The sequence below is a fragment of the Rufibacter sp. JT20002 genome (assembly GCF_056491185.1).
In genome coordinates, this window is record NZ_JBSZJY010000001.1 from 874,965 (window position 1) to 887,287 (window position 12,323).

Genomic DNA, 12,323 nt, shown 5'->3' on the forward strand with positions numbered 1-12,323 from the left:
GCTCATTTATAGAAACTGGCTCAAAACTATGATACGAAAAGTGTGCTTAGCCGGGTAACAGGTCACAGAACCAGAAGCCGGTGTCATAAGAAACGGGAGTTGCCGCAAAGCATTCATCTTCTGAATTCTGGGTGGCAGGCGCATAACTTCTGAACACCACCCCCCCTGTTTGCACCGGCACCGGATTTGAGAAGTTGGGCCCGTCATAGACAAAGGAATGGTACTCGCCGTTTTCGCCGCAGGGGTCTACGTGGTCGGGCAAGTCGTTGATGAAAGCCTCATCCAACTCACGGCCAGCAAAAGATGCATCCAGGTGCTTGCCGTTGACGCAGACTACTTTGGCCTTGAACCCTGCTTTCCAGAACTCCTCCAGCAACGCGGTAGGGTCTTCGCCCCACAGCGGGAAATGGGTTTGTACTTGTACCTGGGCAAGCTGCTCCTCGCGGTACTGCCTCAGATCCTCCAGGTAGATATCCCCGAAGATGCCGTGCGTTACTCCGGCGGCTTTGAACTCAGTCCAGGTGTGGGTCATCAAATCATTGTAGACCGGCAGGCTGGCTCCTTCAGGCAAGTAGATCGGTTTCCAGGGCAATCCCAACGCTTGCGCCTGGGCCTGCATGAGTTCTTCGCGCACGCCGTGCATGGTCACCCGCTGGTGGGCCTGGCTTAGGGTGGTAAAGAGAGCATGAAGCTGGAACTGTTGCTGCACTCGGTGAAGCGCCAGGGCAGAGTCTTTGCCGCCGCTCCAGTTGAAAATGGCCAAAGGTTTCATGCCCGAAAGGTACGGTATCCCATGGGCATAAGTCATCGTTTTATCCTTATTTTAAGAGAAATTGAGTCAAAACAAGAAAGAAAAACAGGGCTTAACCTAGTTTTCTGACCTGTTTCATTAAACCTTTTTTTGGTATCTCATTTATAGAAAAGAGGTTATAAACGTATATAGAAGAAATACGCAAAGAGAGAGACACCTTCTCTGGAAATAATTAGATTTGTACAGAGAGCATAGACCATTGAGGACACTACTATTGCAACATTTATACACTACACAAAATGACAAAAACTTTCTTTGAGGAAATAAACAGTGATTTCCCCACTGGGGTGGCATTCAAGAATGTCAACCTCAAGAAGAAAGTCATTTCTTATTTTGCCCATACCGGGAACGCCACCATTGCCGAACTGGGCAAGGAACTGAACCTGAGCGTGCCTAAAATCACCAGCCTGCTGAACGACCTCATCCAGGACGGCCTGGTACAAGATCACGGGAAAGTAGACTCTACCGGCGGCCGGAAACCCAACGTCTACGGACTGGCGCCAGAATCTGCCTTCTTTCTGGGAATTGATGTAAAAACCCACCATATCTACATCGGGCTCACCGATTTCCAGAAAAACCTGATCAGCGATTTCGAGAGCTACCCTTATAAACTCTCCAATGACAAAGAGTCTTTGGACGAGCTGTGCCACATCATCAACAACTTCATCTCAGAACTGCCTATTCCTAAAGAAAAAATCCTGGGCATTGGCATTAACCTTTCTGGCCGCATCAACTACGCCAAGGGTTACAACTACAACCTGTTTGATTTCCATGATGCGCCACTGAGCAAGGTCATTGAGGAGGAGATTGGCATCAAAGTGTTTCTGGAGAACGACTCCCGGGCCATGGCCTACGGCGAGTTCCGCTCAGGCATAGTGGAAAACGAAAAGGACGTGCTTTTCCTGAACCTAGACTATGGCATTGGCATGGGTATGATCCTCAACAACCAGCTGTTCTACGGCCGGTCTGGGTACTCGGGGGAGTTTGGTCACATTCCTATTTTCCAGAACGAGAAGATGTGCAAGTGCGGCAAGAAAGGCTGCCTGGAAACCGAGGCCTCGGGCTGGGCGTTGATAGAGATGTTTCAGGAAAGCATGAAAGCCGGTGCTTCTACCATTGTCTCGCAGAATAACATTGCCCCGGAGGACCTGCGCCTGGACGATATCATCAACGCCGCCCATAACGATGACGTCTTGGCCATTGAGTTGATAGCCAAAATTGGTGACAAAATTGGCCGGGGCATTGCGCTACTCATTAACATCTTCAACCCCGAGCTCATTGTCTTAGGCGGCAGCCTGGCCTCTACCGAGGATTACATTCTTCTGCCCATCAAAAGCGCCATCAAGCGGTACTCCTTGAGCTTGGTGAACAATGACACGCAACTGAAGGTCTCCAAACTGGGTGAACAAGCCGGCGTGATTGGCGCCTGCCTTCTGGTGCGCCACCGGTACCTGGCCCTGGAGCATAATTAAGGTCTCTCGCTTATCAAACCAATTCTATTGGCGCGAGCTTGCAACTTGTGTCAGCAACTCTGAATACCATTCATATCCAAAACTGAAAAGCCCTGTTTCAGGTCTGATCTTATGAAATCAGGCCTGAAACGGGGCTCCTATCTTTATCATCTTATTTCTAAAGGGTTACCACGCCGAGGAAGCCCACAGCCACAGGTACTCGGCCACTTTCCAGAGGCCCCAAAGCAGTAACCCAAACAATATCAGAAACGCCACCAGCACCGCAATCATAAACCCAGTGCCCTTGCCCTGGTATTTGCCTTCCTGATAATGCTTGCGCAGCAGGTTGGCGTTACGCTGGTTTGCCTTGTAGCCGAAGTCAAACAGCCATCCCACAATAGGAATACTGCCAATCACGGCGTCCAGGAAAATATTGAAGAGCATCCGGACGACCAGGGCCCGGCTGGCACCGTGTTTGGCCATGGTCATGACCAACACGCCTGACATGGCAAAAGATGAGATATCTCCCACCACCGGCAGCAATCCCATGATCGGGTCCAGGCCGAACCTGAAGTTGGTGCCCGGCATCTTGAACTGGTTGTCTAATAACCTGGAGATAGACTCTACCCACTTCAGGCGTTCATCAACTGGGGAAACGGGCGGTGTGTACTGGTTCATGGCTATAAGTATTTCTACTTCATACGCAGAACCCGGCAGACAGGATTATTTTTGCGCGTATCCCTGCAGCATTGCCTCTAATCTGTGCTTTACATGGGGCCACTCGCGGTCCAGAATGCTCAGGATCACCGAGTCTCGCACCCGTCCTTCCGAGGTAATTAAGTGATTCCGCAGAATGCCTTCCTCTTTGGCCCCAATCCGGAGCATGGCCTGGCGGGAGCGCTCGTTCAGCACATCGGTCTTCAGCATCACCCTAATGCAACCCAGCCCCTCAAACGCGTGCCGCAGCAACAGGTACTTCGCCTCAGTGTTCACGCCCGTGCGTTGCCACAGGGGCACAATCCAGGTCCAGCCAATCTCCAAGCCTTTGTTGGGCACGTCAATGTTACCGAAACGGGTACTGCCCATGAGTTGGCCTGTCTCCGGGTGCTCGTACACAAAAGGCACTGCCGTTCCAGCTTGCTGGGCTTTAAGGGCGGCGTGCACGTAAGCGGCCATGTCCTCGGGGGTGCGTAGTACGTTCAGGCTCAGCCGCCACAGGTCTTCTACCAAGCCAATGCGGCTCAGTTCAGGGATATCGCTTTCCTGCATGGGTCGCAGAATCACGTGTTTGCCTTTGAGCGTAACCGGGGCGGGAGTCTTCATGGCGTTAAGGGTTGGGGTGATTTCTGGGTTTCAAGTTAGCAGAGTTTAGATAAACCTCTGCGTTTTGCTGCCTGGCAGGAGAAGACTGCCTTTCAGGTTGAAAGAAACCATAGTCACTTTTGAGCATCTTTTAAACAAAACAGCCCCGAAGCGGAAATCTGCTTCGGGGCTGTTTTCAAGAAATTTGGTTATAAAACGCTTACAAGGCACCTCCAGGGGCGCTTCCGCCTTGCAGGAAGGGGTAGCGGTAGTCTACCGGCGGCACAAACGTTTCTTTGATAGTGCGGGCGCTGGTCCAACGCAACAGGTTCAGCATAGAACCGGCTTTGTCATTGGTACCGGAAGCGCGGGAACCGCCAAACGGCTGCTGCCCCACCACGGCCCCTGTGGGCTTGTCGTTGATGTAGAAGTTACCTGCGGCGTGGCTCAGTTTCTTCGTGGCCAACTCCACCGCGTAACGGTCATTAGAGAAAATAGCACCGGTCAATCCGTACGGAGAGGTGGTATCTACTATCTCCAGAATTTCCTCAAACTTATCTGCATCGTAGACGTGCAGCGTGAGAACCGGCCCGAAGAGTTCTTCGCACATGGTTACGTACTGCGGGTCCTGGGCCACAATCAAGGTTGGCTCAATAAAGTAGCCTTTGCTCTTGTCATGGTTACCGCCGGCAATGATTTCCACCTGGTCATCGTTTTTGGCGGCATCAATGTACTTAGCCAGTTTATCGAATGACTTCTCATCAATCACGGCGTTGATGAAGTTACCGAAATCCTGTGGATCACCCATTTTCAGAGATTTCAGGTCTTCTACCACGTGGCCCTTCACTTCTTCCCAGATATTGCTTGGGATGTAGGCACGGGAAGCAGCCGAGCATTTCTGACCCTGGTACTCAAACGCACCGCGGGTAATGGCTACGGCAACCTCTTTGGCGTTCGCCGATTTGTGCGCCACTATAAAGTCTTTGCCACCGGTTTCCCCTACAATGCGCGGATAGCCGCGGTACGAGTTGATGTTTTCGCCAATGGTTTTCCAGATGTTGTTAAATACGCCGGTGCTACCGGTAAAGTGAATACCCGCAAACTGACGGTGCTTGAAGATGACATCGCCAGCCTCTGGTCCATCCACGTACACCAGGTTAATCACGCCGTCTGGCAAACCAGCGGCTTTGAACAGATCCATAATCACTTTAGCGGAGTACACCTGCGTGTTGGCAGGCTTCCAAACCACCACGTTCCCCATCATGGCCGGAGCGGCACACAGGTTGGCGGCAATGGAGGTGAAGTTGAACGGCGTCAAAGCGAACACGAAACCTTCCAGGGGACGGTGCTCCAGACGGTTCCACATGCCCGGCAATGACTCCGGCTGCATTTTGTAGATATCCGTCATGTACTTCACGTTGAACCGGAAAAAGTCAATCATCTCGCAGGCAGCGTCAATCTCGGCTTGGAAAGCGTTTTTGGATTGACCCAACATGGTAGCGGCGTTCATGCGCGCCCGGAAAGGTCCGGCCAACAGATCAGCGGCTTTCAGGAAGATAGCAGCGCGGCTTTCCCACGGCATGTGCGCCCATTGCTCACGGGCCTTCAACGCAGCGTCAATGGCTTGCTGCACGTGGCTGGCATTCCCGTAATGGTAGTTCCCGATGACGCGTTGGTGATCATGCGGAGGGGATACGGGCATCAGGTTGCCGGTGCGTACTTCCTCTCCTCCAATGTACATGGGTATGTCTAATTGCTGCTCGCGCAGCTCACGATAGGCTTGAAGCAGTTCTTCTCTTTCTTTGCTGCCCGGAGCATACCCTTTTACGGGTTCGTTAACCGGAATGGGGACATTGAAAAATCCGTTGGACATATTGGGTATTGGTTTTAAATTCAAGTATTGAGATAAACAAAGGTAGGGCTTTCGGGTAAAAAAGGCTAACGCATGGAAGCCAGTGGATTCACGGGCTTTTTACCCCAACGGCTGCCCTCCTGAAAGGTTAAATCTATACTGCCATGACCCCAAAAGATCATTTCTCCACCCAAGCCAGTCTGTACAAAAAGTTCAGGCCCACCTACCCCGATGCTCTGTACCAGCATCTGCGTTCCCTGGTTCCCTCCCCTGAATTGGCGTGGGACTGCGGCACCGGAAACGGACAGGTAGCCGTAGAACTCGCAAAATTCTGCCCGCACGTGCATGCCACCGACATCAGCGAGAAGCAGCTTTCACAGGCTCCAGCCTCAGACCGTATCACCTACCACCTGCTTCCGGCGGAGCACACCACTTTCCCGGACAACTCTTTTGACCTGATCACCGTGGGCCAGGCCGTGCATTGGTTTGATTTCGGAAAGTTCTACCAGGAGGTGAACCGGGTAGCTAAACCTAATGCGATTCTAGCCCTTTGGGGATATGGCGTACTCTCTATTTCCCCGGAGGTAGATCCACTTTTCTATCATTTCTACTCGCAAACGGTAGGGCCTTACTGGGATTTTGAACGAAGCTACGTGGACGAAGGCTACGCCACCATCCCTTTCCCGTTCCAGGAGGAGCCTGCTTTCACCGGCGCCATTACCACCCACTGGTCACTGCCTGAATTTGAGGGTTACCTGAACTCCTGGTCCAGCGTGCAGTCGTACATCCGGCAGAACGGAGAGAACCCGGTGAACGGGTTGATGGAGAAGGTAAAGGAAATCTGGCCACAAAACGAGACCAAAGAAGTACGATTTCCAGTTTTCAGCCGGATAGGAAGGATACAGAAATGAGGCTCCTTTTGGGCTTGTTTTGAGAAAACGGGCCCAGAAGGACTTTGATCTTAACAGAGAGTAACTGCCTTGTTACGGTTTTCTGTTGATGTCGGCAATTACCCGTATGTTTAGGAACAAAATATTAAACGGATAAGCTTATTTGTGTCTTTTATCCGGTAGTTATGGCCAATTATAAAAATGAAGAAAGATTATAAAGTTGAATCTGAGACACTAGCTAAAGCCATAGACATTGCAGTAGAAAGCGTAAAAAATGTTCCCCCAGAAGGCTTCAATAGTAGTCACAAAGAGCACTTTATAACCGTCTATCTCGATTGGAAGAATAAAATCTTAAATCCTGAACCGCAATTCAAAAATCTAAATAGCCTTAAATTTAGTGAGCGGGATGTGTTTACCTACTTCCAAGAGGCAAAAGGTGCCACTGTGGAATTGTTCTGGAAAAAGTTGACTGAAGCAGGACTCCCATACAAAAGGAAAAATCCACTTTCCCCGATTCTGAAAAGAAAAAGGATTAAGGATGACTTAGAATTTGAGTATGTTACTGACGTAGTAGTAGCGCTTGAGCAAGACGGTACTATCACTCAAGAACAGGCAAAGGAATTGAAAAATATGATTGGCGAATATGAAAGCCGTAAAAAATAACAGGCCATAACAACGTGTAAACGCCAGCATCGGCCGACGGCCTCGCCGCCGTTTACACGAGGCCGTTGTGACAATGTTTAAAATGAAAAAAGCTATTATCTCATTGATTCTATTCCTTGCTTTTCGATTTGCTAACGGACAGAGTTGGGATTATAATGATGTAAAATTTGAGGGCAAACATATTGTTGAAGTAATCAAAGTTAAAACAGTTAATAAGGGCAAGCAAAATGAAGGCCGATTAATAAATGTTCTGAGCTTTGACGAGAGAAATAATCAAATAGAGGAGGTAGATGAAAAGGGTTTGTTCCTGCGCTACGTCTACAACGCTGAGGGCAATGTGGTAGAACAGCAGTTCTTCGAAGGATTCAATAAAGATGGCAGGAGGATTCCTTCAGACAAATGGTTGTACTATTACGAAAGAGGCTTGCGCACAAAAACAGTAATGCTCCGATTCATCGGCAACAGATGGGTAAAGGAAGACTCAACGCACCAAGAATATCTCTTTAATTCTAAGGGGCAAATAACTGAGGAGAGATTCTACACAGAAAAATTACTGTGGACTAGTTTCTCTTTCTATGATGGAGTCACAAGCCCAAAGCGGCTTCATTACTACGACCATTTAGGCAACCTGTATCAAGCCGGTGTAACGAAGCAAGTTACTGTCGGGGCAAGTGGAGATACAATGAGCACTAAAACCTACACGTATGACGCTTTAGGCAACACAATAAAAGTTATCCTGACAAAGGCGGGCAATAAAGTTGAGCAAATAAAGACTTTCAAGTACAATGAAAAGCAACAGCTAATCGAAGAGACACAGCTCTTGGGGAACGGCACTTTATTCCTTACCAACACCTACGAGTACAATAGTAAAGGATTGATAAAGAAGAAAAAGTCTTTTGGAATCGACCCAAGTCAAACTATAGAAATTTTGCACAAACATTTGTAAGAAAATCTGTCACAACGATTTGTAAACACTATGCGTCGGTCAACGGCCTCGCCAGTCATTTAGCTAAATAGGTTATGGGCATTTATTATAATTAACCTTTGAAGAAATTCCTAGTAGCAGTGTTGATTTTGTTTACGGGCTGCAAAGCAACGTTCAGGCAAAGTAAGCCTGAAACTGCTTGTGAGTTGGTGAGCATTGAAAGAGAAATTCCTGCAGACAACGGTAGTTTCTTCCAAGCTCACTATAAAGATTTCTCAAAATCAAACAGGCCCGGGATTTTGTGGTACTCAAGAGGAACGGGCGAACCAAGAATAGTGGTAATAGAAGTAACTGGTGCTGGTATTAACGGAAGAATAGTAGGGGAAAGTGGATTTCACCAAAGTATTAGCTTCCCAGCTGAGGAAAAGCAGGCATTCAGAATGCTTCTTTCCGACATTCAGAAGCAAAACGTTGTACAGGATTGCAAAGAACCCCTACCAACGCATGCCACTGTTACTTCCGTCTACATTAAAAATAATGACTCAAGCAATTTTACCTTTTACTCTTTGCATTCACCTTTCAAATTAAGTGAGTTCTCCAAAGCAAAATTGGGAAGCGCTTACAGGCTAATGGAAATGACATACTATAAAATGTACAAGCCTACATTGTGAAGAAATAACTACCCATACCAAAACCTAAACGCCAGCTTTGCCCGATGTCTTTCGCCGTCGTTTATACTAGACCGTTTACTAACTTTTGAACATTTCATGGATTATTCAACTATAGAGGTAACAGATCGGGAAAGCTTTTCAGAGTTTATCAAATTGTTTTTAGTAGACTTTGAAAGGAACCATGATAAGTGGACAAATAATGATCTTCCCTCATTTTTAGAGGCAATACAGAGATACTCAGAAGATTTAGACGGTTATTATAAAAACGTACATCCTGAAACAGATGCTAATGTCCCATCTTGGAAGGTATTTGCTGATATTATCAGAGGAGGTGTCATGTATGAATAACAGCTTTGTATTGCAGGTTAAAATTAAACTATAGAAGCACTAAAGCCTTCGAAGCTTAAACACAAAGATTCAACATACTGCTAAATCTAAAAGGAGCAGGTTTGAAGCAGTAGAGACTCTCATTACCTCTACTGCTTCAAACCTGCTCCTTGATGTACTACTGGGTATCTAATTTGAGGCCCGTTTTGTCAAAACAGACTCAAAGCTTTACACGTCAAACAAGAAAAACGGCATCGCAAAGCCGGCTTTCTGTAGAATGGGTTTGGCTACGTTAAATACCTTTATTCCTTTGGAGGTCTCCCCTTCCAGAGTTCCTACGTGGGCGTGCCCATGGAAACAAGCTAGCACGTTCTGCCGGTCTAGTGGCTCGGCCAGGCGGGAGCAGCCCAGGAACGGGTGGATGGCCTCGGGTTCCCCTTCTACCGTGGCTTTGATGGGCGAGTAATGCAGCACCGCTATTTTCTTTACCCCAGGGTACTCTGTGTCTAAGCGGGAAAGGCCGGCTTCCAATTTGAGGGCCTCGTCTACGGCTTCCTGCACAAAGGCTTTGTTGCTAGTCTCGCCAAACATGGACAGCATGTATTTGTCAAAACCGCCGCCAAAACCCTTTACGCCCGCAAAGCCCACGTTCTTAATAACCACGGCATCGCCGTCCAAGAAATGTACGTTGTCGCGCACCAGACAAGATCTAATCTCATCATGCTCGTGCTTGTCATGGTCATGGTTGCCCAGTACGCAGACCACCGGAATGGTGCAGGCCCGCATCTCCTCGGCCAAAACCTCAGCTTCTTTGGCGTAGCCATGGTCAGTGAGGTCGCCACAGAGCAACAGGATATCTGCTTGTTCAGAGGCCGCTTTGAAGAAATCAACCCACTTGCCTTTGTCCGTCTCCCGTACGTGAATGTCGCCCACGGCCGCAATTCTCACTGGTTTCTGCACCTCAGAAGAAGGCACAGGCAGTTCTGACGATTGCGGGGCAGTAGGCTGTAAGGGTTGAACGGGCTGCGGCGAAATGATGGATTGTGGTTGTTGTTCCATTCTGGTTTAGAGTTTAGACGCTAGGCAATAGAGGACAGACTTCTTGTTTAAGTCATAGAATACGGGAGAAGAACGGGGCTAGGTTTACCCCTGACGCGCGCACGCTTCTTTCCCCTTGAAAATCAAACCTCTAAAATCTACTATCCGGTATCTGTTAAATGGTCATAATGGTCATGGCCTTGAAGCCCCACTCGGTAACCGCCGGAGCGTACTGGGTCTGGTCAATAAGCAAACCACGACACACTTTCTCGGTAGGTGGTGGCATGTCAAACTGCTCTTTAGCGCGCAGCAGCAGTTCATCAAACATCCAGCGCGGTATGATATCTCGCTCAGATGGATACACAAATTGAAATGACAGGAATTGCATTAAGACTAATTGCCAGTGTTGCTCCAAGGTCTGCAGAATGCGTTCCCAGTCCATGTGCTCGCCGTGGCGAAGGATGAGGTGGTTCAGGTCTGAGCCATCATAACGCTCGCGGTTCTGCACATAGATCTTGCAGCGGAAAAGGTCTTCGGCGGAGATGTATTTCACCGGCACACCAAACTCAGTCCCCTCAGGGGCTCTCCTAAACCACCCGTCATTCACCGGCATGTTGTTGCCCGGATTGTTGAAGATGAAGTCTACGTATTTCCCATCTTTGAAGGCCTTGGCCAACCAGCGGGCATCCACCAGTTCGGTCTTGAAGCCTTCATCGTTGAAAATCTTGAGCAAACGAGGGCAGTCGCCTGCCTTGCAGAACACGTCCATGTCTTTCATGGGGCGTTGCATGCCGGTATACTGCCTAAGGGCAAAACCGCCGCCCATCAAAAAAGGCAATCCGCTTTCGTGCAGCATTTTGAGAGCTTGCGGGTAAAATTCCTGGGCCACCTCAGGGGCCATATCGTCTAGTTCCATAATATATATCCAGTGCTGATAGGTAGAAAGATGTTTGCCGATGAAGGTCTTGTTTCCCTGCCCTGCTTTAATTGAGAAACAGGTGGTATAGCATTTACTGAATCCTTGGAAAAATGTTATCCAGAAATCCCTTAAGATGCCCTTACCATGCGGATTGGCCTCCTTTCAGACCATTTTCAGCAAAATAGGCGCCATTCAGAAAAGGGGCATTTGCTTGGGTTCTGGGCAGGTCTGCGTAAGTTTGGGTTTTTACAAAGAGAAAGCGATGTCTGGAAAGAAAGTAAAATATATCCTGATGGCGGTGTTTGCGGCCCTCATCATCTGGTTTGTGCAGGATGCCTTCACCCAACCCGGCGTGCAGGACCTAGAAGGAGGCTTTGAGGAAGTAGCCATGTACCGGAACGAGAACAACACCGGCCCTATCCAGCGCATTTACGCCGTCACGGTTTCAGACAGCCTTTGGGACCAGATGCAAGCGTACGGCGACTACATGCCCCACACCAAATACGGCACTACCAAAGTGTATTTCTTTTTGAAAGGCCAACCCGCACCCTCCCAGGTAAGCCCCGGCGAGCAGAATTTTGATGCGGAGTTTCAGCAGCACTGCTTGGCCAAGTACGAGAAGGATGCCATGGGGCAGGTGAGTTTAGAAAAGCGGCCGTTTGCCAGGTAAGATTCAGGCTTACCTCTGATGAGGCGAATAGGGGTATTTCAAGGTTGAGGCATCTCTTACTTCTGGAGGCAACACTTCCAGATGCCTGAACTCTTCCTACACCTCTATGAAAAAACTTCTTCTCCTCAACCTCTTCCTCTTCGCAGTCCACTTCTCTTGCTTGGGGCAACAAAAGCCAACCACCCAGCTTGGCGTAATAGCCGGACCAACCCATACTTTTATAAAGAGAACCAACCTCTCCTCCCCACAATTTACAAACATAGAAAGCGACTTCAGGGTAGCGGCAGGGTTATCTTTGAAGCATTCCTTTGGTTGGCTATTCCTTAGGGGCGATTTACTTTACGAAAACAAAGGGTTCAGAACCGATTACCGGCATTTCAGTGAGAATGGGCAATTCACCGATGGCTATTACATCAAGTCCCATTTCCAGTACCTGACACTTCCCCTTTTAGCAGGGATAACTATAAAGAACACCGGCTTCTTTGTGAATGCAGGACCTTATCTAGGAGTCCTCTTAAAGCATAACCACACCTCTGACGCCCCAATAGAATTCTCAGATAATGATTGGGAGTACAATTACAAAAAGATGGATGTGGGTGCTTCCGGAGGCATTGGCTATTCCCGTGCCATCAGTTCTACCCTTAGCGTAAGCGCAGAAGCACGATATAATAAAGGCTTCTATGATATCAGAAAGAGTTCCGAAGTGTATAACAGCAACTCTACTAACGTGCTGTTTGGCCTTCATTACAGTTTGGGTAACAAATAGTATTCTCATTCTGTTTTTGGCCTACTTCACTCAAAACA

Annotated in this window: 14 protein-coding genes; 8 read left to right on the forward strand and 6 right to left on the reverse strand. The window is 48.5% G+C overall.

Annotated elements, in window-relative coordinates; translation table 11 throughout:
* Window positions 1-46: 46 nt before the first annotated feature.
* Window positions 47-808 carry a Dph6-related ATP pyrophosphatase gene (locus tag ACW9SV_RS03490; RefSeq protein ID WP_479555344.1) on the reverse strand — a complete coding sequence of 254 codons (762 nt, stop codon included), beginning with the start codon at window positions 806-808 and terminating at the stop codon, window positions 47-49.
* 242 nt (window positions 809-1,050) lie between these two features.
* Between ACW9SV_RS03490 and ACW9SV_RS03495 the strand changes: the two genes are divergently transcribed.
* The gene (locus tag ACW9SV_RS03495) at window positions 1,051-2,283 is read left to right on the forward strand and encodes an ROK family transcriptional regulator (RefSeq protein ID WP_479555345.1); all 1,233 of its coding nucleotides are present in this window, start codon (window positions 1,051-1,053) and stop codon (window positions 2,281-2,283) included.
* Between the two features lie 165 nt (window positions 2,284-2,448).
* On the opposite strand, the gene ACW9SV_RS03500 is transcribed toward ACW9SV_RS03495, so the two are convergent.
* The 3 genes from ACW9SV_RS03500 to pruA form a co-directional block, all read right to left on the reverse strand.
* Window positions 2,449-2,940: a DUF4112 domain-containing protein gene (locus ACW9SV_RS03500; RefSeq protein ID WP_479555346.1), complete on the reverse strand. Its 492-nt coding sequence runs from the start codon at window positions 2,938-2,940 to the stop codon at window positions 2,449-2,451.
* A 45-nt stretch (window positions 2,941-2,985) separates the two neighbouring features.
* Window positions 2,986-3,585 (reverse strand): GNAT family N-acetyltransferase, encoded by a 600-nt coding sequence (locus ACW9SV_RS03505; RefSeq protein WP_479555347.1) that lies wholly within the window; start codon window positions 3,583-3,585, stop codon window positions 2,986-2,988.
* 199 nt (window positions 3,586-3,784) lie between these two features.
* Window positions 3,785-5,437: an L-glutamate gamma-semialdehyde dehydrogenase gene (pruA, locus tag ACW9SV_RS03510; RefSeq protein ID WP_479555348.1), complete on the reverse strand. Its 1,653-nt coding sequence runs from the start codon at window positions 5,435-5,437 to the stop codon at window positions 3,785-3,787.
* 143 nt (window positions 5,438-5,580) lie between these two features.
* Between pruA and ACW9SV_RS03515 the strand changes: the two genes are divergently transcribed.
* From ACW9SV_RS03515 to ACW9SV_RS03535, 5 genes are all read left to right on the forward strand, one after another.
* Entirely contained in the window at window positions 5,581-6,327 is a 747-nt protein-coding gene (locus tag ACW9SV_RS03515; protein WP_479555349.1) for a class I SAM-dependent methyltransferase, read from the forward strand.
* 180 nt (window positions 6,328-6,507) lie between these two features.
* Window positions 6,508-6,969 carry a hypothetical protein gene (locus ACW9SV_RS03520; protein WP_479555350.1) on the forward strand — a complete coding sequence of 154 codons (462 nt, stop codon included), beginning with the start codon at window positions 6,508-6,510 and terminating at the stop codon, window positions 6,967-6,969.
* Window positions 6,970-7,051: 82 nt separating this feature from the next.
* Window positions 7,052-7,915 (forward strand): hypothetical protein, encoded by an 864-nt coding sequence (locus tag ACW9SV_RS03525; protein ID WP_479555351.1) that lies wholly within the window; start codon window positions 7,052-7,054, stop codon window positions 7,913-7,915.
* A gap of 98 nt (window positions 7,916-8,013) precedes the next feature.
* Window positions 8,014-8,565 carry a hypothetical protein gene (locus ACW9SV_RS03530; RefSeq protein ID WP_479555352.1) on the forward strand — a complete coding sequence of 184 codons (552 nt, stop codon included), beginning with the start codon at window positions 8,014-8,016 and terminating at the stop codon, window positions 8,563-8,565.
* Between the two features lie 96 nt (window positions 8,566-8,661).
* Window positions 8,662-8,913, forward strand: a complete 252-nt coding sequence (locus tag ACW9SV_RS03535) for a DUF7660 family protein (protein WP_479555353.1) — start codon at window positions 8,662-8,664, stop codon at window positions 8,911-8,913.
* A 207-nt stretch (window positions 8,914-9,120) separates the two neighbouring features.
* On the opposite strand, the gene ACW9SV_RS03540 is transcribed toward ACW9SV_RS03535, so the two are convergent.
* A complete protein-coding gene (locus ACW9SV_RS03540; RefSeq protein ID WP_479555354.1) occupies window positions 9,121-9,951 on the reverse strand; it encodes a metallophosphoesterase family protein in 831 nt (276 codons plus the stop codon).
* 154 nt (window positions 9,952-10,105) lie between these two features.
* Window positions 10,106-10,846 carry a nucleotidyltransferase gene (locus ACW9SV_RS03545; RefSeq protein WP_479555355.1) on the reverse strand — a complete coding sequence of 247 codons (741 nt, stop codon included), beginning with the start codon at window positions 10,844-10,846 and terminating at the stop codon, window positions 10,106-10,108.
* A gap of 136 nt (window positions 10,847-10,982) precedes the next feature.
* On the opposite strand from ACW9SV_RS03545, the gene ACW9SV_RS03550 reads away from it, so the two are divergent.
* The gene (locus ACW9SV_RS03550) at window positions 10,983-11,519 is read left to right on the forward strand and encodes a hypothetical protein (protein ID WP_479555356.1); all 537 of its coding nucleotides are present in this window, start codon (window positions 10,983-10,985) and stop codon (window positions 11,517-11,519) included.
* Window positions 11,520-11,625: 106 nt separating this feature from the next.
* Window positions 11,626-12,285 carry a porin family protein gene (locus ACW9SV_RS03555; protein WP_479555357.1) on the forward strand — a complete coding sequence of 220 codons (660 nt, stop codon included), beginning with the start codon at window positions 11,626-11,628 and terminating at the stop codon, window positions 12,283-12,285.
* Window positions 12,286-12,323 lie beyond the last annotated feature (38 nt).

What these genes read in the sequence shown, in the direction of transcription:
- ACW9SV_RS03495 (WP_479555345.1), top strand. Translation starts at nt 1,051, where the DNA reads ATGACAAAAACTTTCTTTGAGGAAATAAACAGTGATTTCCCCACTGGG.
- ACW9SV_RS03505 (WP_479555347.1), bottom strand. Translation starts at nt 3,585, where the DNA reads ATGAAGACTCCCGCCCCGGTTACGCTCAAAGGCAAACACGTGATTCTG.
- ACW9SV_RS03525 (WP_479555351.1), top strand. Translation starts at nt 7,052, where the DNA reads ATGAAAAAAGCTATTATCTCATTGATTCTATTCCTTGCTTTTCGATTT.
- pruA (WP_479555348.1), bottom strand. Translation starts at nt 5,437, where the DNA reads ATGTCCAACGGATTTTTCAATGTCCCCATTCCGGTTAACGAACCCGTA.
- ACW9SV_RS03515 (WP_479555349.1), top strand. Translation starts at nt 5,581, where the DNA reads ATGACCCCAAAAGATCATTTCTCCACCCAAGCCAGTCTGTACAAAAAG.
- ACW9SV_RS03500 (WP_479555346.1), bottom strand. Translation starts at nt 2,940, where the DNA reads ATGAACCAGTACACACCGCCCGTTTCCCCAGTTGATGAACGCCTGAAG.
- ACW9SV_RS03535 (WP_479555353.1), top strand. Translation starts at nt 8,662, where the DNA reads ATGGATTATTCAACTATAGAGGTAACAGATCGGGAAAGCTTTTCAGAG.
- ACW9SV_RS03490 (WP_479555344.1), bottom strand. Translation starts at nt 808, where the DNA reads ATGACTTATGCCCATGGGATACCGTACCTTTCGGGCATGAAACCTTTG.
- ACW9SV_RS03550 (WP_479555356.1), top strand. Translation starts at nt 10,983, where the DNA reads ATGCCCTTACCATGCGGATTGGCCTCCTTTCAGACCATTTTCAGCAAA.
- ACW9SV_RS03520 (WP_479555350.1), top strand. Translation starts at nt 6,508, where the DNA reads ATGAAGAAAGATTATAAAGTTGAATCTGAGACACTAGCTAAAGCCATA.
- ACW9SV_RS03555 (WP_479555357.1), top strand. Translation starts at nt 11,626, where the DNA reads ATGAAAAAACTTCTTCTCCTCAACCTCTTCCTCTTCGCAGTCCACTTC.
- ACW9SV_RS03545 (WP_479555355.1), bottom strand. Translation starts at nt 10,846, where the DNA reads ATGGAACTAGACGATATGGCCCCTGAGGTGGCCCAGGAATTTTACCCG.
- ACW9SV_RS03540 (WP_479555354.1), bottom strand. Translation starts at nt 9,951, where the DNA reads ATGGAACAACAACCACAATCCATCATTTCGCCGCAGCCCGTTCAACCC.